Raw genomic sequence first — 20,952 nt, 5'->3', positions numbered from 1 at the left:
ATGAAAAAACGTAGAATTGTCATATTAGGTGGAGGAGAAAGTGGGGTAGGAACCGCGCTTTTGGCTATGGCTAAAGATTTTGATGTTTTTGTTTCCGATAAGGGAAAAATAAAAGAGAAATATAAAAACGTTCTTATAAATAATGCTATTGAATGGGAAGATGAGAAACATTCTGAAGATAAAATTCTGAATGCCGATATCATCATGAAAAGCCCAGGAATTCCAGATAAAGCGCCTTTAGTGAAACAAATCCGGGAAAAAGGAATTACAATAGTTTCAGAAATTGAATTTGCTTCCAAATTTACCAATGCCACTTTGGTTGCGATCACCGGAAGTAATGGTAAAACAACAACGGCGACCTTAGCGCATCACATTTTACAGCAAGAATTAGATGTGGGTTTAGCGGGGAATATTGGTGATAGTTTTGCTAAGCAAATTCTAGAGAACGATTTTGAGAATTATGTATTAGAAATTAGCAGTTTTCAGTTAGATGATATTGTTGATTTTAAACCGAAAATTGCTGTAATAACAAATATTACACCCGATCATTTAGATCGATACGATTATAATTTTGATAATTATATCGCTTCTAAATTTAGGGTAACCATGAATCAAACAAAAGATGATTATTTGATTTATGATGCCGATGACGAGGTGATTGTGAATTATTTAAAAAACAATCCGGTTCAGGCCACATTATTGCCATTTTCATTAGTAAAAGCCATTGAGAATGGCGCGTATTTAGACAAAGAAAACAATATAAAAATAACAATAGATAACACCCATATAATTATGCCAACTAATAACTTAACACTAGAAGGAAAACACAATATTAAAAATGCCATGGCAGCATCGACTGTAGCGCATTTGCTTAAAATTAGAAAACAAACGATTCGTGAGAGTCTAGAGAATTTTCAAGGTGTAGAACACAGGTTGGAGAATGTGTTAAAAATTAATAAAGTTCAATATATAAACGATTCAAAAGCAACCAACGTAAATGCTACTTATTTTGCTTTAGAAAGCATGAGTTCGCCAACTGTTTGGATTGTTGGTGGTGTTGATAAAGGGAATAATTATGAAGAATTATTTCAGTTTGTAAACGAAAAAGTAAAAGCGATTATCTGTTTGGGTGCTGATAATGAAAAACTGATGAGCACATTTGGTAATATGGTAGATGTTATTGTTGAAACACAGTTTATGGGCGAGGCCGTAAAAATAGCTTATAAAATGGCAGAAACAGGTGATAGTGTGTTGTTATCTCCGGCTTGTGCAAGTTTCGATTTATTCGAAAATTATGAAGATAGAGGGCGTCAATTTAAAGATGCAGTTAGGAAATTATAATCCATTTTATAAAAGAATTGTAAAAAAAAGAAGCCTAAAAAGGCATATGTGAATGCAAGCGTTATTTAAAAACATAAAAGGAGATCGGTTAATATGGGCTATTGTAGCGCTATTGGCAATACTGTCGTTTCTACCCGTGTACAGCGCGGCTAGTGATTTGGCGTACAGTAAATATGATGGAAATACTTTTATTTCTTTTGTAAAGCACTTTATGCATTTAGTTTTAGGGTTTGGTATTATGTATGGCGTACATAAAATACCGTATCGTTATTTTAAAGGCTTGTCTTTAGTGATGCTTCCTGTGGTTTTTGTGTTGTTGGTTATTACCATGATGCAGGGCACGGTTATGGGCGGTGCGAGTGCTAGTCGTTGGATTAAAATACCGGTGGTAGGCTTGTCTTTTCAAACATCAACCTTGGCTTTTGTGGTTTTAATGGTTTTTGTAGCGCGCTACATGTCGAAGATAAAGGATGAAGTTATCACGTTTAAATCGTCTATTTTGCCGCTATGGGGCCCAGTTTTTGTAGTGTTGGCGTTAATATTGCCTTCCAACTTTTCTACCGCAGCGATTATGTTTTTAATGGTGATGATTTTAGTGTTTCTCGGTGGGTATCCTGTACGTTATTTAGCGGTTATATTAGGCACGGGCTTTATTGCTTTGGTGCTTTTTATTATGGTTGCAAAATTAACTTCGGGACCATTACATGTAAAAGTGACTACTTGGGAAAATAGAATTAAAAACTATTCGAATAAGGAAGATACCGATGCCGATTATCAAATTCAAAAGGCGAAAATAGCCATTGCATCTGGTGGTGTTACTGGTGTTGGTCCAGGGAAAAGCATTCAGAAACATGCATTGCCACAGTCGTCTTCCGATTTTATTTTTGCTATAATTATTGAAGAATATGGCTTAATTGGAGGTTTTTCAATCATGATATTATATATGTGGTTGTTGTTTCGTATTGTGATTGTTTCACAAAAATCAGATACGTTTTTCGGAAAGTTATTGGTGCTAGGTGTTGGTTTGCCTATTGTGTTTCAGGCTTTGATAAATATGGCAGTTGCCGTAGAGTTATTTCCTGTAACAGGACAAACATTACCATTAATTAGTAGTGGCGGAACATCTATTTGGATGACCTGTTTAGCGATCGGGATTATATTAAGCGTGAGTGCGAAACGCGAAGAAATTAAAGAGCAAGAAATTAATGAAGATAATCCGTTGGAAATCCTGTCGGAAGCTATCTAGAGTTGAAAAAAATAAATTAATTAAAAAAGAATAAAAGTTTCCCTTTCGGGGAAAAAATAAAGGCATGAAACCGTACAAAATTATATTATCGGGAGGTGGAACAGGAGGACATATTTATCCTGCAATCGCTATAGCGAACGAGCTAAAAGTGCGTTTCCCTGATGCCGAATTTTTGTTTGTTGGCGCAAGCGACCGTATGGAAATGGAAAAAGTGCCACAAGCAGGTTATGCTATAAAAGGCCTTTGGATTTCGGGTATTCAGCGTAAGCTAACCTTAAAGAATTTGATGTTTCCGTTTAAGCTAATTAGTAGTTTATGGAATGCGTTACGTATCATAAAAAACTTTAAGCCCGATGTTGCTATTGGTACAGGAGGGTTTGCAAGTGGGCCTTTATTGCAAGTGGCAAACTTTAAGGGGGTGCCAACTTTACTTCAGGAACAAAATTCGTATCCTGGAATTACGAATAAATTTTTAGCTTCAAAGGCTAAAAAAATATGTGTGGCTTACGATAATTTGGAACGTTTTTTTCCGAATGAAAAAATAATAAAAACAGGTAACCCGGTGCGTCAAGGTTTACTCGATATCGATGATAAACGAGAAGAAGCTATAAAATATTTCAATTTAAAAGAAGGAAAGATTACGCTTTTGGTTATCGGAGGAAGTTTAGGGGCGCGACGTGTGAACCAGTTAATTGAAAAAAAGTTGGACTTTTTTGATGTTCAGAATGTTCAGGTTATTTGGCAATGCGGAAAGCTGTATTACAAACAATATAAAATTAATGGCAACACAAAATATGTGCAAGTTCATGAGTTTTTAAATAACATGGATTTGGCTTATGCAGCTGCTGATGTGGTGATTTCTAGGGCGGGTGCAGGTTCTGTTTCCGAGCTTTGTATTGTAGGTAAACCTGTTATTTTTATTCCGTCGCCAAATGTTGCGGAAGATCATCAGACCAAAAACGCCATGGCAGTCGTAGATAAAGATGCGGCCTTGATTATAAAAGAAGAAGATTTAGAAGCTGATTTCGAAAATAAGTTCTCGCAACTTATTGCAGCACCCGAACGTCAAGCCGAATTAGGTAGAAATATTAAAAAATTAGCATTAGTAAATGCAACAAAAGATATCGCAGACGAAGTTGAAAAACTTCTTAAAAAGTAAATGAATTTAGATACTATACATAACGTTTATTTTATTGGCATTGGTGGCATTGGCATGAGCGCTTTGGCGCGTTATTTTAATACAACCAATAAGTTGGTGGGTGGTTATGATAAGACGCCATCGGCTATCACAGATAGTTTGGTAGATTTGGGTATGCAAGTTCATTTTGAAGATGCTGTTGAACAAATTGATGCTACGTTTTTAAATGCTGAAAATACGTTGGTGGTTTATACGCCAGCTGTTCCGAAAGGCCATTCAGAATTAAATTACTTTAAAACAAATGGTTTTAAGGTTTTAAAACGTTCGGAAATTTTAGGTTTAATTACGGAAAACACAGTGTGTTTAGCGGTTGCAGGAACCCATGGAAAAACAACAACAACCAGTATTTTAGGGCATTTGTTACATGAATGTGATGTGCCGCTTACAGCGTTTCTAGGTGGGATTAGTGAGAATTACGATTCCAATTTAATTTTAAAAGGGACTGAAGTTTCAGTTGTTGAAGCTGATGAGTTTGATCGTTCATTTTTAACGCTTTCGCCAAATTTAGCTGGAATTACATCTATGGATGCTGATCATTTAGATATTTATGGTGATGCTGCTGAATTAGAAAAAACATTCGAAGCTTTTTCAAAACGGTTAAAGCCAAATGGAAAATTATTTGTAAAAAACGGGTTGCCATTAAATGGTATTACCTATGGTATTGAAGATGATGCCGATTATTCGGTTCAAAATATAAAAATTGTAAATGGTGTGTATGTGTTTGATGTGAGAACGCCAAGCATGCTGTTGGAAAATATAGAGTTTAGCCTACCTGGAAGACATAATTTGTCGAATGCTTTATTGGCTTTGGCGATGGCTGTAGAGTATGGTTGCCCAACCAAACAGCTCGCTGAGGCATTAGCATCTTTTAAAGGTGTTAAAAGACGTTTTTCGTATCAGATTAAAACGGATGATTTGGTGTATATCGATGATTATGCGCATCATCCAGAAGAAATTAATGCAGTACATCAAGCAGTACGCGAAATGTATCCTAATAAAAAAGTGTTAGCTGTTTTTCAGCCACATTTATTTAGTCGAACACAAGACTTTAGTGATGAATTTGGGAAAAGTTTATCGCAATTTGATGAGTTGATATTATTAGATATTTATCCAGCTAGAGAATTACCAATCGAAGGAGTCACCTCGGAATGGTTATTGCGCAAAGTATCAGGAGAAAATAAACAAGTAGTAAGTAAAGAAAATTTGCTTTCAGAAATTAAAAAAAGTAACGCGCAAGTGGTTTTAACCATAGGAGCAGGTGATATTGGAGAGCAAGTAAAATATATAAAAAAAGAATTAAGCGGTGCGAATTAATTGGAATAACATAAAGATGCTGATTTTACTAGTTGTAGTGGGCTTTTTATTCGCCTTTGCTTCGGGTAGAAATAAGGTGCGTGTGGTTTCTAGTCCGGCTGTGAAATTTATGGGAGAAAATAACTTATTCATTACAAATGAGGCTGTTAGTAAATTGTTAATACAAAATTACAGTTCTGCTGAAAATGTTTCTAAAGAATCTTTAGATTTGTCTAAGTTAGAAAATGCCCTCAAATCGAACCCCATGATTAAGAGTGCGGAAGTGTATGTTGCTGTAAATGGAACACTTAACGCCGAAATAGAACAAAGAACACCAATAGCAAGAGTGAGTACTAATGCGTCTTATTATATTGATGACGAAGGTTTTTACATGCCTTTATCAAATAATTTTTCGGCTCGTGTGCCACTTGTAACGGGATTTATTGAGAAAAATAACTTAAAAAATGTCTTTAAAATTGCAACAAAAATTAGAGACGACGAATTTTTAAAAACGAATGTTATAGAAATTCATCAAAGCGCTAATAACGTGTTGTTTTTAAAGTTAAGACAATGTCGTTTCTTAGTGCAATTAGGAGATTTGAATTTAATAGATAAGAAAATAAATAATTTGAAAGCGTTTTACCTAAAAAACATCAAGGAAAAAACACTGGATAATTATAGTAAAGTGAATTTGCAGTTCGATAACCAAGTCGTGTGTACCAAAATATAAACCATGGAACATAACATATCAGTAGGATTAGATATCGGAACCACAAAAATTGTGGCTATGATTGGTCGTAAAAATGAATACGGCAAACTTGAAATTTTAGGTATTGGTAAGTCTAAAAGTTTAGGTGTGCACCGTGGGGTTGTAAATAATATTACACAAACCATTCAATCTATACAGCAAGCCGTTCAAGAAGCGGAAGCTGCTGCGGGACTTAAAATTGAAGGTGTTACCGTGGGTATTGCTGGGCAACATATTAGAAGTTTACAACATAGCGATTATATTACCAGAGCAAATTCTGAAGTAGTTATTGATGATGACGATATTGATCGTTTAATCAATCAAGTACATAAGTTGGTTATGCTTCCAGGTGAAGAAATTATCCATGTACTTCCTCAGGAGTATAAAGTGGATGGTCAGGCTGAAATTATGGAGCCTATCGGAATGTATGGCGGTCGTTTAGAAGCTAATTTTCATGTGGTAGTAGGGCAAGTGTCATCTATTAGAAATGTAGGACGTTGTATCCAGAGTGCCGATTTAAATTTAGAAGGCATCACTTTAGAACCTTTAGCATCAGCAAATGCGGTGTTAAGTCAAGAAGAAAAAGAAGCGGGAGTCGCACTTATTGATATCGGAGGCGGAACCACTGATTTGGCTATTTTCAGAGATGGTATCATTCGCCATACAGCGGTGATTCCTTTTGGAGGAAATGTTATTACAGAAGATATAAAAGAAGGTTGCTCGATTATTGAAAAGCAAGCCGAATTATTAAAAATAAAATTTGGGTCGGCGTGGCCAGGAGAAAATAAAGACAACGAAATAGTATCTATTCCAGGTTTACGTGGTCGTGAGCCAAAGGAAATTACGTTAAAAAACCTTTCAAAAATTATCCACGCACGTGTTGTGGAAATTATAGAACAGGTTTATGTTGAAATTAAAAACTACGGACACGAAGAACAAAAGAAAAACCTTATTGCAGGTATTGTTTTAACAGGAGGCGGAAGTCAATTGAAGCACTTAAAACAATTGGTGGAGTACATCACTGGTATGGATACCAGAATAGGTTACCCCAACGAGCATTTAGCAGGCGATAGTGATGAAGACGTTACTAGTCCGCTTTTTGCTACAGCAGTAGGTTTAGTTTTAGACGGAATTAAGCGTCAGGAACGTAAAAAAATAGAACAGGAAGTCGAAGAAGAGGTTGTGGAAGAAACAGAACCTGTTGTAGAAGAACAACCTGTAGAAGAAGTGAAAAAAGAACCTGTTGTGGAAAGACGTTCTTTTTTAGATAAGTTAACAGATCGCGTTAAAGATTTTTTAGATAACGCAGAGTAGTATTAGAAATCCATTGAATAAAAAATATTTAGTCCAAAATCTCAGTAAAACAGAATTATGAGCAGCAACAAAGAATTCGAAAGCATTGCATTTGATTTACCTAAAAATCAATCAAATGTTATCAAAGTTATTGGCGTTGGTGGTGGCGGTAGTAATGCCATTAATCACATGTTCCAACAAGGTATCAAAGGTGTCGATTTTTACGTATGTAATACCGATGCACAAGCCTTACAAAACAGTGGTGTGCCCAACAAAATACAATTAGGTCTTAATTTAACCGAAGGGTTGGGAGCAGGCGCAAACCCCGATATTGGCGAGCAATCGGCAGTAGAAAGTTTTGACGACATCTCTCAAATGTTAGATAGCAATACCAAAATGGTGTTTATCACAGCCGGAATGGGTGGTGGTACCGGTACAGGTGCAGCGCCTATTATTGCTAAAATGGCTAAAGATTTAGACATTTTAACGGTTGGAATTGTAACTATGCCATTTCAGTTTGAAGGTAAAATGCGAATTGAACAATCTCAAAAAGGTATCGAAAAATTGAGAGGTATGGTCGATTCATTAATTGTAATTAACAACAATAAACTTCGTGAAGTTTACGGAAACCTTGGTTTTAAAGCTGGTTTCTCCAAAGCCGATGAAGTCTTATCTACCGCTGCTCGTGGTATAGCCGAAGTTATTACACATCACTACACGCAAAATATTGATTTACGTGATGCTAAAACCGTATTAAGTAATAGTGGTACAGCTATTATGGGGTCTGCATTAGCCTCGGGGCAAAACCGTGCGCCAGATGCTATCCGTAAAGCTTTAGATTCGCCATTATTGAATGATAATAAAATTACAGGAGCTAAAAATGTATTGCTTCTTATTGTTTCAGGTGCTCAAGAAATTACTATTGATGAAATTGGAGAAATAAATGATCATATTCAAAATGAAGCTGGCCATGGTGCTAACATTATTATGGGTGTTGGTGAAGATGAATCTTTAGACGAATCTATTGCAGTAACCATTATTGCAACAGGTTTTAATATTGAACAACAAGACGAAATTTCGAATACCGAAACCAAAAAAGTAATTCATTCTTTAAGTGAAGAGAAAGAATTAAAGGTAAAAGAAATAGAAGCTGAAGTTGTTGCCCCTCCAGTAGTAAAAGAAGTAAAGGTTGAAGCGCCTAAAGTAGTAAAACATACGCTAGATTTAGACGAAGACGACGAATTGTCTTTTTTTGATAAAAGCATGGTAAGAAAGCAAAAATTATCATCGCCTCCAAAAGATATCGATTTGATTTCTTCTTCAGATATTTTAAAAAATATCAATGTAGTTTATGATGAAGTTCGTGTTGATATTGAAGATGAAGACGATTTCATTATAAAATCTAAAAACGAACCAGTTACCGATTTTCAAGATGAATCTAATTTTGAAGTTATTACTGACGAGTTTGAAGAAGAGAAACAAATCACACTAACATTCGATTTGCCGATAAGTAATGAGCCAGAACCAAAAGCTGAAAAAGTAGAAGTTCAGGAAATTAAAGAAGAGAAAATTACATTCAGTCTTAATGAAGATAATGTAAAAAATATTTCAGTAAACGACCATGTTGAAGTTGTTCCGGTAACGGAATCGAAACCAACGGGTGATGTACGTTATGCTTTAGACGATTATTTAGAAGAAGAGGAAGATTCTTTTTCAATTAAGAAAAAAGCAGCAAACAAAGCTAAAGCAGAACCTGTTGAAGAAGATGTTGTTTTTGAAAGAAAAGTAGTTGAGAAAGAAGCTCCAGTACAAAATATTGAAGAGGAAGAAGATATCGACCCAATGAACACGCCAATTTCAGAATTATTGAAAGAACGCGCTGCAGAACGTCGTCGTAAAATGAAGGATTTCAACTATAAATTCAATAATGCAAAAATTGATGATATAGAAAAAGTGCCAGCATATAAACGTCAAGGTGTTAATTTAGAAGCTTCAAAGCATTCTTCGGATACCGATTTTTCTAGAACTAGTATAGGTTTAGATGATAATGATGATATACAAGTAAGAAGCAATAACTCTTATTTACATGATAATGTAGATTAAAGTTTAACTACTAAATTCTGAACCCGAAAAGTTGACAACGCTTTTCGGGTTTTTTTTATGCGTTTTTCTAAAAATGAGGTGTAAACTAATTTGTAATCCAATGCTTTAATTATAACTTTTTTTTATCTTCGCATACTAAATAAATCGAAAAATGGCTTTACAAGAAGAAGTAATGACGGCGCTTAAAGCCGCAATGAAATCTAAAGATCAAACAGCTTTAACAGCGTTGCGTGCAGTAAAGTCTGCTATATTATTAGCGCAAACTGAAAGTGGAGCTAAAGAAGATATCACAGAAGATCAGGAGCTTAAAATACTTCAAAAACAAGTAAAACAACGTCGTGATAGTGCTGCTATTTATTTAGAGCAAGGACGCGAAGATTTAGCTACGCCAGAATTAGCAGAGGCCGATGTTATTGCTCAGTTTTTGCCAGAGGCTTTAACCGATGAAGAAATAGAAAAAGTAGTGGTTGCCACCATCGATAAAGTTGGAGCAAGCGGTATGAAAGATATGGGGAAAGTTATGGGTATGGTAAGTCAAGAATTGGCAGGCCAGGCCGATGGTAAAACCATATCAGCTATAGTGAAACAAAAATTAAGTTAAAATATACCGCTTAAGCGGAAAATGGCTGCGTAGTTCAACTGGATAGAATATCAGATTTCGGCTCTGAGGGTTGGGGGTTCGAATCCCTTCGCGGTCACATTAAAAACACTTTAATTACTTGTTGTTCGAGTTTTTAAAGTGTTTTTTGTTTACATACTTAAATGGTTCGATTTACAGTACGATTATGAGTTTGTGAGCTGTTTCAGTAACCAATTAGTAAATACAAATTACAACATAGAAAACTTGCTAAGCTTTTCTTAAATAAGCTTACAATGGCAGTCGTTTATAAAAGTTGTTGCCAACCGTGTTTATTTCCACTTTTCTATTAATTCCATTACACCTTTTTTAATTGCGCTATAAAATTGTCCGTTTTTAAATTCAGAAAATCCGTGAGGTTTTTCGTGATTAGACGATAACTAGCGATTAACTATATAGAGGAGGGTAGAGGTATGGCTTTTTATTCTAATCCTTTTTTGTCAGGATTCCAAAAGGGTTTCGTTTTAATTTGTTTTGTGTCCCATTTAAGCTCTTTTCTTAAATAGTTGTTTATAGCAATACAAACCCTACTATCTCCTGCAATATATGCCATTTTTACACCTTTTAGTTGCGGCAATAAATGTTCTATTTTGGCTATAATTTCTTTTGTATTATTGTCTTCTATACTATAAAAGTTAAATGGTTTTTCATTATCTATATCTGCGTATAATTCTGTAATATTCTTGTTATAAATAATGCTTTCTACCTGTTTATCTTTAGATAAATATCTATTGATGATATATAAATGCGATAATGCAGATAGGTCGCCAATCATTAAATAGCTATCTGCAGTAGTATCTACGGTGAATTTTCCTCTTTTTGTTTTGTAGTAAACAGTATCGCCAACCCTACAGTCTTTAACCCATTGCGCACCAATGCCATTGCTATGTGTGGCTATGGCAAGGCTAAATGTATTTTTGTCTTTATCTATACTCCAAATGGAATAGCTTCTTACCATATCTTTTTTTGAGCTGGCTTCTTGACCTATACCAACTCCTAAGCGAATAAAACAGCCTGGTACAAAATCCATTGTTTTTACGGCCTCACTTTGGATTTCAATTTTATATACGGTTTTGGAGAGTTGTTCTTTGGAAGTAATTACGCCATTATCCATTATTTTTTTGATGATGTTTTCTATGAATGCCATAATTTTTAGTTTTTCAGTTTTGCTTTTAAATAAATAATTACTCTTGTTAAAACGGCAGGAACGCACAAAAAGACAGTTACTTTTAGTAACGGAAGTACATAAATTAACCATTGTATAGCTGGTTGTTTTGATCCCTCTGCTGTTTTTGGCGTACTGTTATGTGTTATGGTTTCTGCCCAACTTGTAAATTCCAGGAGCCAGATTGCTAGGGAAAGAATAATACTAAGAGCGATAAGAATTAGGAATTCTGTTTTACGATTACGAAATATTGTTGTGATTTGTTTTATATGATGCAAATCGGATAGGAACTTTAATTTTTGAAGTGTTTTTACAATCCATTTCCAATGTAAAGCGAGATGAATTCCTAAAAGGGCAATAAATAGGGTTGCTGATGCATTGTGAATTGTAGTCCAAAACGGATTAATATTAAAATGGATGCCTATTGCAGGTAAAGCAGCTTCAGAAATTACTAAACCAGAAACGGTTACCAATAGCATGTCTATATATAAAATCCAATTGAAAAAGTAATCGAACTTGGTTTTTCGTAATGGCTTTTTGAACAGATTTTTAGAATAGCTTGCAATCCAATTCCAATTAATTATTAGATGTAAAAAGAAAGGTATTAAGATTATAAAACTTAACCATTCATGTATGGCGATTCCTGTACTTTGTGGTATAAGTACAGCAATCATTAAGATAAAGAAAAACAAGTCTAGAATGACACGTGTTTTATTGGTATTTCCTGTGTTTTTTTTTGAATTTTTCATATTTATTTTCAGTCTAATTGTTGATTAATCAACAATTGATGTAAATTTTTATTTAATATTATTAAGTAATTTATTAAGAAGTTGATTTAGGTTTTTTGCTTCTTCTTCTGTAAAACAGCTTAATGCTTCATTAACGGTTTCTTTAGATGCTTTAGTAAAAACTTGAACCATCTTTTTACCTTCTTGGGTTAGTGCAATGGTATGAGACCTAGAGTCTTTTCCCGATTTTCTGGTTACTAGGTTCTTTTTTTCTAAATGATCAATTAATCGTTTTATTGCGGCTCTATCTTTATGTTGTAGTTCAGCAAGCTGACTTTGATTCATTTCTCCTTCGTTAGATATTACTACCAATAATCGCCATTGTTCTGGAGTTGTATTCGCTCCTGTATTTTTAAATCTGGCTTGTAATTTTTGTTGTAATATTCGAGAAATGGTAGTGGTTAAATAGCCAACCGAACCTGTAAACACATATTTTTTCATCTAACAAATGTTGATTAGTCAACAAATTTAATAAAAACTAATTAAGTTTACTATGATAATTCACTTTGTTTTGTTTTGATTTTTTTTTTCGTTGCTAATAACGATTTTGTATAGAGGGTGTTACAGGCGCGTAGCGGACTTAGATTAAGCACTAAACCGCAATTATTTTATACATTGTTGACTTTTAGTACTTTATGTATTAGTTTGATTTCAGTTTCTTGTTTTTCCCAATAAATAAGTACAATAACGAACCAATAAATGGAATTAATATGACTACTAAAATCCAAATTATTTTATCATTTTGAGCAAACTTATTTTTTAAAATGTCAATCAAACAATAGATCCAAAGTCCAATTGATATTAGAATTATAGCTTGCCATATAAAAAGTCCCATTGAGGAATCATTCATTAAGTTATTCATATTATATTTTTTTTATTCAGTTTTTTTAATTCCGCATGATAGTTTTTCTGTTGTACCTTTCTTAAAATTCTATAAAACCGAAAGTTAAACCAGTCTTTTTGTTTACATGGTGTTGTGCACTTTTATTTTTTCTTATCAGGCATTTCCTCCTCAAAAGTTAAAGTTAATATCTCCATTTCAATCCAATGAATAGTTAAATCAATTAATTTTTTCAAATCCTTTAAATTTTTACTTTCCCACTTTCTTACATAATGAGTTTCATCATTTCCAATCCAAGAAGCTCGTTTAGCAACTGATTGAATTCTTGAGTCAGTAATAAAATTATTTATACATTGAGAAAGTGTGCTTTTTTCAATTTTTTCTTTTTGACTTAAGTTGATAGATATGGCGTAATCTTTTATTAAAAACTCTAAAGACTTTCTATATCCAACCCCACAAATTTCATTTAATTCTTGCTGTTCAGCTATTAAAGATTGATTATAAATTTTGATGAAATCAGTTGAGGTTTCCTCAATAGATTTAGGGAATTTTCTACCAATTAAAGTTCCTTTGCTCGTTTTTCCTATAAAAGAATATGAATTTTCACCCATGTAATGATAATATCCAATAAATGATTTTTTACATTCCTTATCTGGACAAAATAAAAAAACTTCTGTGAGGTCATTTACTTCACAATAATGTCCAAATAAAGGGTTAGGTGTTATCGATTTATGACAATTTGGGCATTCAGAAGGTAGATCTTCTAATTCAATTTTGTCATGATCACATTGTATTTGATATCTCATAGTTTTTTTTAATTGTGCCCAACGGTTTCGTATAAGATTTGTTCGTTAGAAAAAGCAGAGATTTTTCAACGTAACAAATTGTTTGTTAAAATGTTTATTGTTACAATTTTTTTTAAGAAATTCCGTTCGTTGCTCAATTCTGCCATTTTGCTCAAAATTGTACTTATTCAATTTTTAATTGGATAGAGTGGTTTTCCAGACTTAAGTCAAAATCCGATAATCATTGGTCGGTTTTAGAAACTTTTTTTATTTACCTCATAAAAAGGTCCTTTTTGCGTTAGTAAGAATTCCGTTACTTTTTATATCTATTTAATATAGGTACAAGGAAGATTAAAATATAACTAGTTACAAGTATGGGTTTTGTTATATATTCATTGTCCAGAATATATAAAGTAAAAATAGTAATACTTACTATTATAAATAAATACTTTAGATAATGTAAGAATCTCATAATTATTTAAGAGTTAATGTTGTTAAATTAATGCCAACAAAGATATATAGTTAGTATTATCTATAGATCCATATAGCACTAAATATAATAAATCTATTTATTAAACAAATGGCTTAAGTTTATTATTCTCGTATTTGAATTAAAACGCATAGATTACCGCTTTCACTTTTTTTAATTTTCACTTCAATTTTGCTCATTACTAGAGTTTTAGTTATGACTTTTATCATGTAAAATGAAGCTAAACTTCCGTAATTTTATACTATCAACTAAAGCTATAATGTTATGATACGAAAAGCACCAATTTCAATGATAATGACTCAAGATGTCATCTCATTAAAAAAAAGCGACAAATTAGAAACTGCAGAGCATTTATTTAAAAAACATAAAATAAGACATATTCCTGTAGTTAATGGTAATGTAATTGTGGGTATGCTTAGTTATAGCGACTTGTTACGACTTAGTTTTGCCGATATAACCAATGATGATGATAGCGTTGCAGATGTTATGGTATATAATATGTTTACTATCGATCAGGTGATGAAACGAAATATTGTTACTGTTTCTTCTGCAAACTCAATAAAAGAAGTTGCCGAGATATTAGCGTCTAAAGAATTTCATGCACTTCCAGTAGTAGATAATAATAAGTTAAAAGGTATTGTTACTACTACCGATTTGATAAAATATTTGTTGAAACAATTTTAGTGAGATAATTCTTATGCTCTGATAAATATTTTCGTAAAAATGATATTTGTCATAAAATCGATATGAATTTTAACTTAAATTTACGTAAGTAATTAAAACAGAACATCATGAGAGCGCACGTACCAGTTTCTAGTATAATGACTAAAACAATTATAGGTTTAACCCGATCAGACGATTTAAAGCGCGCAGAAATGCTTTTTAACAGACATAGAATTAAACATATACCTGTAGTTTCGGGAGAATGTATTATTGGTATGCTAAGTTATACAGATTTAATGCGAATTAGCATTCCTGAATTTGCTCCAAGCCAGAATGTTGGTCTAGATGCTGTTGTGCTTAATAGCTTTACAATAGAGCAAGTTATGGTTAAAAATGTAGTAACCGTTTCTCCAGAAACTAATATTAAAGATGTTGCTTTAATATTAGCTAATAGAGAATTTCACGCACTACCAGTAGTCGATAAGGGTGACTTGGTAGGGATTGTTACCACAACCGATTTATTAAACTATTTTATTAGAGAATTTTAAGAGTTAGCTAAAGCCTTTAATTGCTTAATGGTTTCTGTTTGGTTATCACTTTTAAAAACGTGACTTCCAGCGACAAAAACATCAGCGCCAGCTTCAACTAATTTTTGAATATTTTTATCGGTAACACCACCGTCAATTTCAATTCGGGTATTTAAACCTTGGTCAGTAATCATTTTACGAAGTTTTTTTACCCGATTATATGTCATGTCTTCAAACTTCTGCCCACCAAAACCTGGGTTTATAGACATCAGTAAAACCATATAACATTTAGGTAGAATATCTTCTAAAACAGAAATAGGAGTGGTTAGGTTTAAAACAACACCTGCTTTACAACCAGCATCTTCAATTTGAGTAAGTGTGCGGTGTAAGTGTACTGTTGATTCATGATGAACGGTGATAATATCGGCACCAACTTTGGCGAATTCTTCAATATAACGTTCTGGTTTTTCAATCATTAAATGTACATCTAATGGTTTCGTTGCGTGTTTTTTAATAGCTGCAATTACAGGCATACCATAAGAAATATTTGGTACAAAATGCCCGTCCATAACATCGATGTGAAACCAATCGGCATCACTGTTATTAACCATTTCGGTATCACGTTGTAAATTGCCGAAATCGGCAGCTAGCATAGAAGGCGCAATTAATTTGGAAGACATTTTAGATTGTTTTTGTATTGTTTGCGCAAAGCTAAGGATTTTTATTTGCCAAGCCTTAATAGGTCTTCAATAATTTCTAAGAAGTGACCGCTGTTTTCGATATCTTTTTCATTTAAGTCCATCACATAGTTTTGTAAGCTGTAAAGAGAATCTATGTCTGCGATAACGGAGTAACCCGTATTAAAGGCGCTAAAACTAATATGTGTAATGGTTTTATTTAAGAGCTCGGTAATATTAGAATGTCTAGAATCTTGTTTGATAGTTTCAAAAAGGGAGTCTACCACCTCTGCCTTGCCTTCTAGAATTTGAAAAAAAACTTGTCTTTTTTTACTAAAACACCAGTGATATTATTTTTATCATTTCGAGTTTGTGTACCATTAAACAAAGCTTCGAACTCCATGATTTTTAGAGATAATTTCACCTTGCTTTTGTAACAGATAGTTTTTAGCATAACCCAAATATAATACTAATATTTTATTTAAGATAAATCTTACGGAGAGATGTTTGTTGTAAGATTTTAAAAATCAAAGTTTTATAAATGAATAAACCCGCGGTAATCAGCCGCGGGTTCTTTCATCAATCAAAAAACGAACAGTTATGTTGTAACTGTTTGTAGTTGTAATTTAGTCGTAATACTTTGGTATTACTAACCTAAATATGTTTTTAATATTTTACTTCTAGACGTATGTTTTAGTCTACGAATAGCTTTTTCTTTAATTTGACGTACACGTTCACGTGTTAAATCGAATGTTTCTCCAATTTCTTCTAAAGTCATTGGGTGTTGGTTACCTAAACCAAAGTATAAACGAATAACGTCAGCTTCACGAGGTGTTAGTGTTTCCAAAGCACGCTCAATTTCTGTACGTAAAGATTCGTGTAATAATTCACGATCTGGATTTGGCGATTCACCAGAATTTAATACATCGTATAAGTTAGAATCTTCACCTTCAACTAAAGGCGCATCCATACTTACGTGACGTCCCGAGTTTTTCATTGACTCCTTAACATCGTTAATAGTCATATCCAATTCTTTTGCAATTTCTTCAGCAGAAGGTGGACGTTCATGACTTTGTTCTAAAAAAGCAAATGTTTTATTTATCTTATTTATCGATCCAATTTTATTCAACGGTAAACGTACAATACGAGATTGCTCAGCTAAGGCTTGAAGAATAGATTGACGAATCCACCAAACGGCATAAGAGATAAATTTAAAACCACGCGTTTCATCAAAACGTTGTGCAGCCTTAATTAAACCTAAGTTACCTTCATTAATTAAATCGGGTAAAGTAAGGCCTTGGTTTTGGTATTGTTTAGCCACCGATACTACGAAACGTAAATTAGCCTTAGTTAATTTTTCTAAAGCAATTTGGTCTCCAGCTTTTATACGTTGTGCTAATTCTACTTCTTCATCAGCAGTAATTAAGTCAACTTTTCCAATTTCTTGAAGGTATTTGTCTAAAGAAGCGGTCTCTCTATTAGTAACCTGCTTGGTAATTTTTAGTTGTCTCATTATATAATTATGTGTTTAGTATTTCTTTAAGGTATTCAATAGTTATACGTAGAACCATTGAAAAATGTTACAAGAAAACTGATAAATATTTATTATCCCTTATTCTTTAGATACGATTTAACAAGAATAGTCACATTATGGCGTACGTTTTATTGAATTATTTTGTTGTACATCATGTATTTGCCGAATTCGTAATGTAGAAACACTAAAATTAAGTAAACTGTATTATTTCGATATTTTAATATTTGTAAAGTTTAAATTCCATGAACCTTCAGGTTTTTTATGACTTAAAGCAAGAGTAATGCCATTGAAATCTTGATAATCTTCAAAAGTGGTCATCATAGATGGTTTTTCCTGATTACCTTTTCTGAAAATCCACTCTTGAATACGGTAATCATCATCATAAAAAATATCATACGCATCACTTGGTGTGTAGCCGCCTTCGTTAGAATAGGTTAAGGTTATTTTATTTAAAGCCGTTTTACTTATTGGTGCTTCTGTTATAACAGGCTCTGAAATGGTTGTACCAGAATCCCAAACTAATTGAAACGGAATAAGTAACCAAAATTTATCGTTTATAAAACCACGATCTGCTTTCATACTAATAGAATCCACGGCCGAACGGTTGTAACTAATCGTGTCTGTGGCCGAAATTGCGATAACATGGTTTGTTTTAGGTTTCCAAACCCAGCGTCTTTCAAAATGAGTGCTATCTGTATCTACGTTAAAAGTGAAATCAATCTCATTTACATTTTTCCAATTTTCAAAACCGTGCGCATGGGCTATTTTTTCAGCAATGGTTAATGGTTTCTCTTCCGGAATTGATTTGGTATTGTCTTTACAAGCTGTAATTAATAGAGCTATTAGCGTTATGTAGATGAAGTTTTTCATAATTTAGATTTTTTGTAAAGATACTTTGAAGATGACAAATAACACTAAATATTTTAAAACCAATAAAGCCACCTGGAACGAAAAAGTAAAAGTACATGCCAAAAGTGATATGTATAATATGGAAGCTTTTAAAAAAGGAAAGTCTTCTTTAATGCCTTATGAGTTGGACGCTTTGGGTGATGTACAAGGGAAATCACTTCTTCATTTGCAATGTCATTTTGGACAAGATACTTTAAGTTGGAGTAGGTTAGGAGCTAAAAGCACTGGTGTAGATTTAAGTGATGAGGGTATAAAACTTGCAAAATCTTTAAATGAAGAATTGGAGTTAGATGCTCAGTTTGTATGTTGCAATGTCTTGGAAACGTCTCAGTATATAAAAGAAGAATTCGATATTGTATTTACAAGTTATGGCGTTATTGGGTGGTTGCCCGATTTAAAACCTTGGGGAAAAATGATAGCCGAACGCCTGAAACAAGGGGGGACTTTTTTTATGGCAGAGTTTCACCCCATAGTTTGGATGTTTGATTATTTAAATGAAAAACCAATAATGACTTATGGTTATATGCAGGATGAGGTAATTTATGAAGAATATGAAGGAACATACGCTAACCAAAAAGCGGCAATAACGAGCAAGGAGTATGGATGGAATCATGGTTTAGGTGAAGTGATTTCGGCACTTACCGAAGCCGGGTTACACATCCAATATTTAACCGAACATAATGAGAGTCCTTATAATGTATTGCCGAATTTAATTGAAACTGATAATGGTATGTTTGTAACGCAGGATAAATTATATCCTTTAATTTTCACTTTAAAAGCGACTAAGGTTTAGGAAAGTAGCTTTTTTATTTTATATCATGTTTTTCTAAAAATTTCAAGATTAACTCGGCTATTTCTCTTGTTTTTTCTTCAGCAGCAAAATGCCCAGCATCCAAAAGGTGAAGCTCTGCGTTTGGCAAATCTTTTAAGTAAGCTTTAGCGCCATTTGCATTAAATTTTAAATCTTTTTTACCCCATACAATTAATGTTTTGGGTTGATTTTTATTTAACATGTTTTGCCATTGTGGATAGCTCAATAAATTGGTGTTGTAATCCTGAAATAGTTGTACCTGTATGTCTCTATCTTTTTTTGAATTTAGAAAAGCCAAATCGTGTGTCCAAGCATCCGGACTTTGAACATTCATATTTGTTTCATCCAAATCAAATAAATACTGCTTGTTAATCACGGCATCTTTTCCGGTTAGGCTGTATAAAAAATCATATTGTGTTTTAGAGGTGTCGGATTGAGCTGTTCTAAAAAAGTGTTGCCTTTTTTCGGTTAAACCATCAAGATAAGCATTAGCATTTTGTACAATTAAAGCATCTATGCGGTTAGGGTTTTCCATCATCATTCTATAACCTACGGGTGCTCCAAAATCTTGCATGTACATAACATAGTTTTTTATGTGGAGCTTATTTATCAGTTTCTGAGTATAATCGGCTAATAAATCAAAGGTGTATTTGGTGGTTTCTGGGTCTAGGTGAGCGCTATAACCCGAGCCTAAATTATCTGGCGCAATAACATAATAATGCGTGGATAACATAGGGATTAAATTTCTATAGGAATGTGAAGATGATGGATAACCATGAAGTAACACGATAACTGGATTGTTTTTATCACCAGCAGCTCTGTAAAACAATTTTACACTATCAATTTCTGCATAATTATATGTTGTAGCAGGAGGTAGGAAATAACTATCTTTTGAGGCTTTGTTATTTAGGCTTGTTTTACAAGAAAAGAAGGCAAGCGTTAATATTAGTATGCTTAATAATGATTTCATTTGAAAGTTTTTTGAATACGGTTTACCTTATAGAATAGACCGTATTTTGGATTCAGAAGGTACTAAATTAAAAAAAACACAGCGACTTGAAGTACTGTTTCAAATCGCTATATTTTATTGATGTGTGTTGGTATTTAATTTCTACCAGCCATAACACCACCATCGGTATCCCAAATAGCACCCGTAACCCATGATGCTTTGTCTGAAAGTAAAAATACAATACTGTTTGCTACATCTTGAGATTCTCCAAAACGTCCAATAGGGTGAAAGCCATTAAAACCAACCAAAGCTTCTGCAGCAGCTTGTTCTCCTCCAAAAACACCATGATACACAGGTGTGTTTACTAAGGCAGGAGATACGGCATTAACACGAATGTTATCTTCTGCTAATTCCATTGCTAAATGTTGTGTTAAAGAATGTAAGCCTGCTTTTTGCATAGAATAAGCTGTAGATGGTGTTGCTTTTACAGCTTGCTTAGCCCACATAGAACCTACGTTTACAATAGAACCTCCTTGAGTGGCTTTCATTTTTTTAGCGGCACTTTGAGTGATGAAAAAGAACCCTCTATTTAAATCTAAATAAGAGTTATAATCTTCCATAGTATGATCTAAAAATGGTTTTGGTCCAAAAATACCTGAGGCATTTACTAGAAAATCTAAGTTGTCTAACGCTGAAATTTTGGACACTAGTGTATCTACTTCGTCTGTATTAGAAATGTTTACGGCATGTTTAACTAAATTTGGAGCATCGGCTACTTTGTCAATATTTCTACCTACAATATGTACAGTTGCACCGCCTTCTAGCAAGCTGTTTGCTGTTGCGTTACCAATACCACTTGTTCCACCTATGACTAAGGCTACTTTGTTTTCGAATTCTTTCATGTTATTTATTTTTTTATAAATAAACAGACAAGTCTGTCTTTGTTTATGCAAA

The 20,952-nt window shown here is 33.5% G+C and carries 21 protein-coding genes, 1 tRNA gene and 1 pseudogene; 12 read left to right on the top strand and 11 right to left on the bottom strand.

All coding sequences use genetic code 11. The features are described 5' to 3' along the window. The 9 genes from murD to QWY92_RS11445 all read left to right on the top strand — a co-directional run bounded on the left by murD (position 1) and on the right by QWY92_RS11445 (position 9,920). Positions 1 to 1,341, top strand: a complete 1,341-nt coding sequence (murD, locus tag QWY92_RS11485) for a UDP-N-acetylmuramoyl-L-alanine--D-glutamate ligase (RefSeq protein WP_290271371.1) — start codon at positions 1 to 3, stop codon at positions 1,339 to 1,341. A gap of 52 nt (positions 1,342 to 1,393) precedes the next feature. Further along, entirely contained in the window at positions 1,394 to 2,587 is a 1,194-nt protein-coding gene (locus QWY92_RS11480) for an FtsW/RodA/SpoVE family cell cycle protein (RefSeq protein ID WP_290271369.1), read from the top strand. A 64-nt stretch (positions 2,588 to 2,651) separates the two neighbouring features. Continuing rightward, positions 2,652 to 3,746: an undecaprenyldiphospho-muramoylpentapeptide beta-N-acetylglucosaminyltransferase gene (murG, locus tag QWY92_RS11475; RefSeq protein ID WP_290271368.1), complete on the top strand. Its 1,095-nt coding sequence runs from the start codon at positions 2,652 to 2,654 to the stop codon at positions 3,744 to 3,746. Beyond that, complete coding sequence (murC, locus tag QWY92_RS11470; protein WP_290271367.1) at positions 3,747 to 5,099, top strand: UDP-N-acetylmuramate--L-alanine ligase; 1,353 nt, start codon at positions 3,747 to 3,749, stop codon at positions 5,097 to 5,099. It begins immediately after the preceding gene. A 16-nt stretch (positions 5,100 to 5,115) separates the two neighbouring features. Further along, positions 5,116 to 5,808, top strand: coding sequence for a cell division protein FtsQ/DivIB (locus tag QWY92_RS11465; RefSeq protein WP_336622095.1), 693 nt, complete (start codon positions 5,116 to 5,118; stop codon positions 5,806 to 5,808). A 3-nt stretch (positions 5,809 to 5,811) separates the two neighbouring features. Next, positions 5,812 to 7,140: a cell division protein FtsA gene (ftsA, locus tag QWY92_RS11460; RefSeq protein WP_290271365.1), complete on the top strand. Its 1,329-nt coding sequence runs from the start codon at positions 5,812 to 5,814 to the stop codon at positions 7,138 to 7,140. Positions 7,141 to 7,197: 57 nt separating this feature from the next. Beyond that, the gene (gene ftsZ, locus QWY92_RS11455; protein WP_290271364.1) at positions 7,198 to 9,222 is read left to right on the top strand and encodes a cell division protein FtsZ; all 2,025 of its coding nucleotides are present in this window, start codon (positions 7,198 to 7,200) and stop codon (positions 9,220 to 9,222) included. 151 nt (positions 9,223 to 9,373) lie between these two features. Further along, a complete protein-coding gene (locus QWY92_RS11450) occupies positions 9,374 to 9,823 on the top strand; it encodes a GatB/YqeY domain-containing protein (RefSeq protein WP_290271363.1) in 450 nt (149 codons plus the stop codon). A 23-nt stretch (positions 9,824 to 9,846) separates the two neighbouring features. Then, positions 9,847 to 9,920: transfer RNA gene (locus tag QWY92_RS11445), tRNA-Arg, on the top strand. A gap of 360 nt (positions 9,921 to 10,280) precedes the next feature. Here the strand turns inward: QWY92_RS11445 and QWY92_RS11440 are convergent. The 5 genes from QWY92_RS11440 to QWY92_RS11420 form a co-directional block, all read right to left on the bottom strand. Further along, positions 10,281 to 11,006: a siderophore-interacting protein gene (locus tag QWY92_RS11440; protein WP_290271361.1), complete on the bottom strand. Its 726-nt coding sequence runs from the start codon at positions 11,004 to 11,006 to the stop codon at positions 10,281 to 10,283. A gap of 5 nt (positions 11,007 to 11,011) precedes the next feature. Further along, complete coding sequence (locus tag QWY92_RS11435) at positions 11,012 to 11,773, bottom strand: DUF4405 domain-containing protein (RefSeq protein WP_290271359.1); 762 nt, start codon at positions 11,771 to 11,773, stop codon at positions 11,012 to 11,014. A 48-nt stretch (positions 11,774 to 11,821) separates the two neighbouring features. Beyond that, positions 11,822 to 12,253: a MarR family winged helix-turn-helix transcriptional regulator gene (locus QWY92_RS11430; protein ID WP_290271357.1), complete on the bottom strand. Its 432-nt coding sequence runs from the start codon at positions 12,251 to 12,253 to the stop codon at positions 11,822 to 11,824. 199 nt (positions 12,254 to 12,452) lie between these two features. Then, the gene (locus QWY92_RS11425) at positions 12,453 to 12,647 is read right to left on the bottom strand and encodes a PLDc N-terminal domain-containing protein (protein WP_290271614.1); all 195 of its coding nucleotides are present in this window, start codon (positions 12,645 to 12,647) and stop codon (positions 12,453 to 12,455) included. A 149-nt stretch (positions 12,648 to 12,796) separates the two neighbouring features. After that, the gene (locus QWY92_RS11420; protein ID WP_290271355.1) at positions 12,797 to 13,459 is read right to left on the bottom strand and encodes a DUF4145 domain-containing protein; all 663 of its coding nucleotides are present in this window, start codon (positions 13,457 to 13,459) and stop codon (positions 12,797 to 12,799) included. 733 nt (positions 13,460 to 14,192) lie between these two features. Between QWY92_RS11420 and QWY92_RS11415 the strand changes: the two genes are divergently transcribed. Together QWY92_RS11415 and QWY92_RS11410 are read left to right on the top strand one after the other, a co-directional pair. Beyond that, positions 14,193 to 14,612: a CBS domain-containing protein gene (locus QWY92_RS11415; protein ID WP_290271353.1), complete on the top strand. Its 420-nt coding sequence runs from the start codon at positions 14,193 to 14,195 to the stop codon at positions 14,610 to 14,612. Between the two features lie 107 nt (positions 14,613 to 14,719). Further along, positions 14,720 to 15,139 carry a CBS domain-containing protein gene (locus QWY92_RS11410; RefSeq protein WP_290271351.1) on the top strand — a complete coding sequence of 140 codons (420 nt, stop codon included), beginning with the start codon at positions 14,720 to 14,722 and terminating at the stop codon, positions 15,137 to 15,139. Here the strand turns inward: QWY92_RS11410 and rpe are convergent. The 4 genes and pseudogenes from rpe to QWY92_RS11390 all read right to left on the bottom strand — a co-directional run bounded on the left by rpe (position 15,136) and on the right by QWY92_RS11390 (position 18,199). Then, positions 15,136 to 15,798, bottom strand: coding sequence for a ribulose-phosphate 3-epimerase (gene rpe, locus QWY92_RS11405; protein WP_290271348.1), 663 nt, complete (start codon positions 15,796 to 15,798; stop codon positions 15,136 to 15,138). The genes QWY92_RS11410 and rpe overlap by 4 nt on opposite strands. A 41-nt stretch (positions 15,799 to 15,839) precedes the next feature. Next, a pseudogene (locus QWY92_RS11400) lies at positions 15,840 to 16,198 on the bottom strand (BLUF domain-containing protein). Between the two features lie 246 nt (positions 16,199 to 16,444). Continuing rightward, positions 16,445 to 17,308, bottom strand: coding sequence for a sigma-70 family RNA polymerase sigma factor (locus tag QWY92_RS11395; protein ID WP_034041378.1), 864 nt, complete (start codon positions 17,306 to 17,308; stop codon positions 16,445 to 16,447). A 225-nt stretch (positions 17,309 to 17,533) separates the two neighbouring features. Beyond that, a complete protein-coding gene (locus QWY92_RS11390; RefSeq protein ID WP_290271344.1) occupies positions 17,534 to 18,199 on the bottom strand; it encodes a hypothetical protein in 666 nt (221 codons plus the stop codon). 31 nt (positions 18,200 to 18,230) lie between these two features. Between QWY92_RS11390 and QWY92_RS11385 the strand changes: the two genes are divergently transcribed. After that, a complete protein-coding gene (locus tag QWY92_RS11385; RefSeq protein ID WP_290271342.1) occupies positions 18,231 to 19,031 on the top strand; it encodes a class I SAM-dependent methyltransferase in 801 nt (266 codons plus the stop codon). Between the two features lie 13 nt (positions 19,032 to 19,044). Here QWY92_RS11385 and QWY92_RS11380 read toward each other — a convergent pair whose 3' ends face one another. Then, positions 19,045 to 20,019, bottom strand: a complete 975-nt coding sequence (locus QWY92_RS11380; RefSeq protein ID WP_290271340.1) for an alpha/beta fold hydrolase — start codon at positions 20,017 to 20,019, stop codon at positions 19,045 to 19,047. Positions 20,020 to 20,153: 134 nt separating this feature from the next. Further along, positions 20,154 to 20,900: an SDR family NAD(P)-dependent oxidoreductase gene (locus QWY92_RS11375; protein WP_290271338.1), complete on the bottom strand. Its 747-nt coding sequence runs from the start codon at positions 20,898 to 20,900 to the stop codon at positions 20,154 to 20,156. Positions 20,901 to 20,952 lie beyond the last annotated feature (52 nt).

The organism is Algibacter miyuki (assembly GCF_030409805.1).
Classification (GTDB): Bacteria; Bacteroidota; Bacteroidia; order Flavobacteriales; family Flavobacteriaceae; genus Algibacter; species Algibacter miyuki.
This window is presented reverse-complemented; position numbering and strand designations above follow the sequence as displayed.

What these genes read in the sequence shown, in the direction of transcription:
- murD (WP_290271371.1), top strand. Translation starts at nt 1, where the DNA reads ATGAAAAAACGTAGAATTGTCATATTAGGTGGAGGAGAAAGTGGGGTA.
- QWY92_RS11480 (WP_290271369.1), top strand. Translation starts at nt 1,394, where the DNA reads ATGCAAGCGTTATTTAAAAACATAAAAGGAGATCGGTTAATATGGGCT.
- murG (WP_290271368.1), top strand. Translation starts at nt 2,652, where the DNA reads ATGAAACCGTACAAAATTATATTATCGGGAGGTGGAACAGGAGGACAT.
- murC (WP_290271367.1), top strand. Translation starts at nt 3,747, where the DNA reads ATGAATTTAGATACTATACATAACGTTTATTTTATTGGCATTGGTGGC.
- QWY92_RS11465 (WP_336622095.1), top strand. Translation starts at nt 5,116, where the DNA reads ATGCTGATTTTACTAGTTGTAGTGGGCTTTTTATTCGCCTTTGCTTCG.
- ftsA (WP_290271365.1), top strand. Translation starts at nt 5,812, where the DNA reads ATGGAACATAACATATCAGTAGGATTAGATATCGGAACCACAAAAATT.
- ftsZ (WP_290271364.1), top strand. Translation starts at nt 7,198, where the DNA reads ATGAGCAGCAACAAAGAATTCGAAAGCATTGCATTTGATTTACCTAAA.
- QWY92_RS11450 (WP_290271363.1), top strand. Translation starts at nt 9,374, where the DNA reads ATGGCTTTACAAGAAGAAGTAATGACGGCGCTTAAAGCCGCAATGAAA.
- QWY92_RS11440 (WP_290271361.1), bottom strand. Translation starts at nt 11,006, where the DNA reads ATGGCATTCATAGAAAACATCATCAAAAAAATAATGGATAATGGCGTA.
- QWY92_RS11435 (WP_290271359.1), bottom strand. Translation starts at nt 11,773, where the DNA reads ATGAAAAATTCAAAAAAAAACACAGGAAATACCAATAAAACACGTGTC.
- QWY92_RS11430 (WP_290271357.1), bottom strand. Translation starts at nt 12,253, where the DNA reads ATGAAAAAATATGTGTTTACAGGTTCGGTTGGCTATTTAACCACTACC.
- QWY92_RS11425 (WP_290271614.1), bottom strand. Translation starts at nt 12,647, where the DNA reads ATGGGACTTTTTATATGGCAAGCTATAATTCTAATATCAATTGGACTT.
- QWY92_RS11420 (WP_290271355.1), bottom strand. Translation starts at nt 13,459, where the DNA reads ATGAGATATCAAATACAATGTGATCATGACAAAATTGAATTAGAAGAT.
- QWY92_RS11415 (WP_290271353.1), top strand. Translation starts at nt 14,193, where the DNA reads ATGATACGAAAAGCACCAATTTCAATGATAATGACTCAAGATGTCATC.
- QWY92_RS11410 (WP_290271351.1), top strand. Translation starts at nt 14,720, where the DNA reads ATGAGAGCGCACGTACCAGTTTCTAGTATAATGACTAAAACAATTATA.
- rpe (WP_290271348.1), bottom strand. Translation starts at nt 15,798, where the DNA reads ATGTCTTCCAAATTAATTGCGCCTTCTATGCTAGCTGCCGATTTCGGC.
- QWY92_RS11395 (WP_034041378.1), bottom strand. Translation starts at nt 17,308, where the DNA reads ATGAGACAACTAAAAATTACCAAGCAGGTTACTAATAGAGAGACCGCT.
- QWY92_RS11390 (WP_290271344.1), bottom strand. Translation starts at nt 18,199, where the DNA reads ATGAAAAACTTCATCTACATAACGCTAATAGCTCTATTAATTACAGCT.
- QWY92_RS11385 (WP_290271342.1), top strand. Translation starts at nt 18,231, where the DNA reads ATGACAAATAACACTAAATATTTTAAAACCAATAAAGCCACCTGGAAC.
- QWY92_RS11380 (WP_290271340.1), bottom strand. Translation starts at nt 20,019, where the DNA reads ATGAAATCATTATTAAGCATACTAATATTAACGCTTGCCTTCTTTTCT.
- QWY92_RS11375 (WP_290271338.1), bottom strand. Translation starts at nt 20,900, where the DNA reads ATGAAAGAATTCGAAAACAAAGTAGCCTTAGTCATAGGTGGAACAAGT.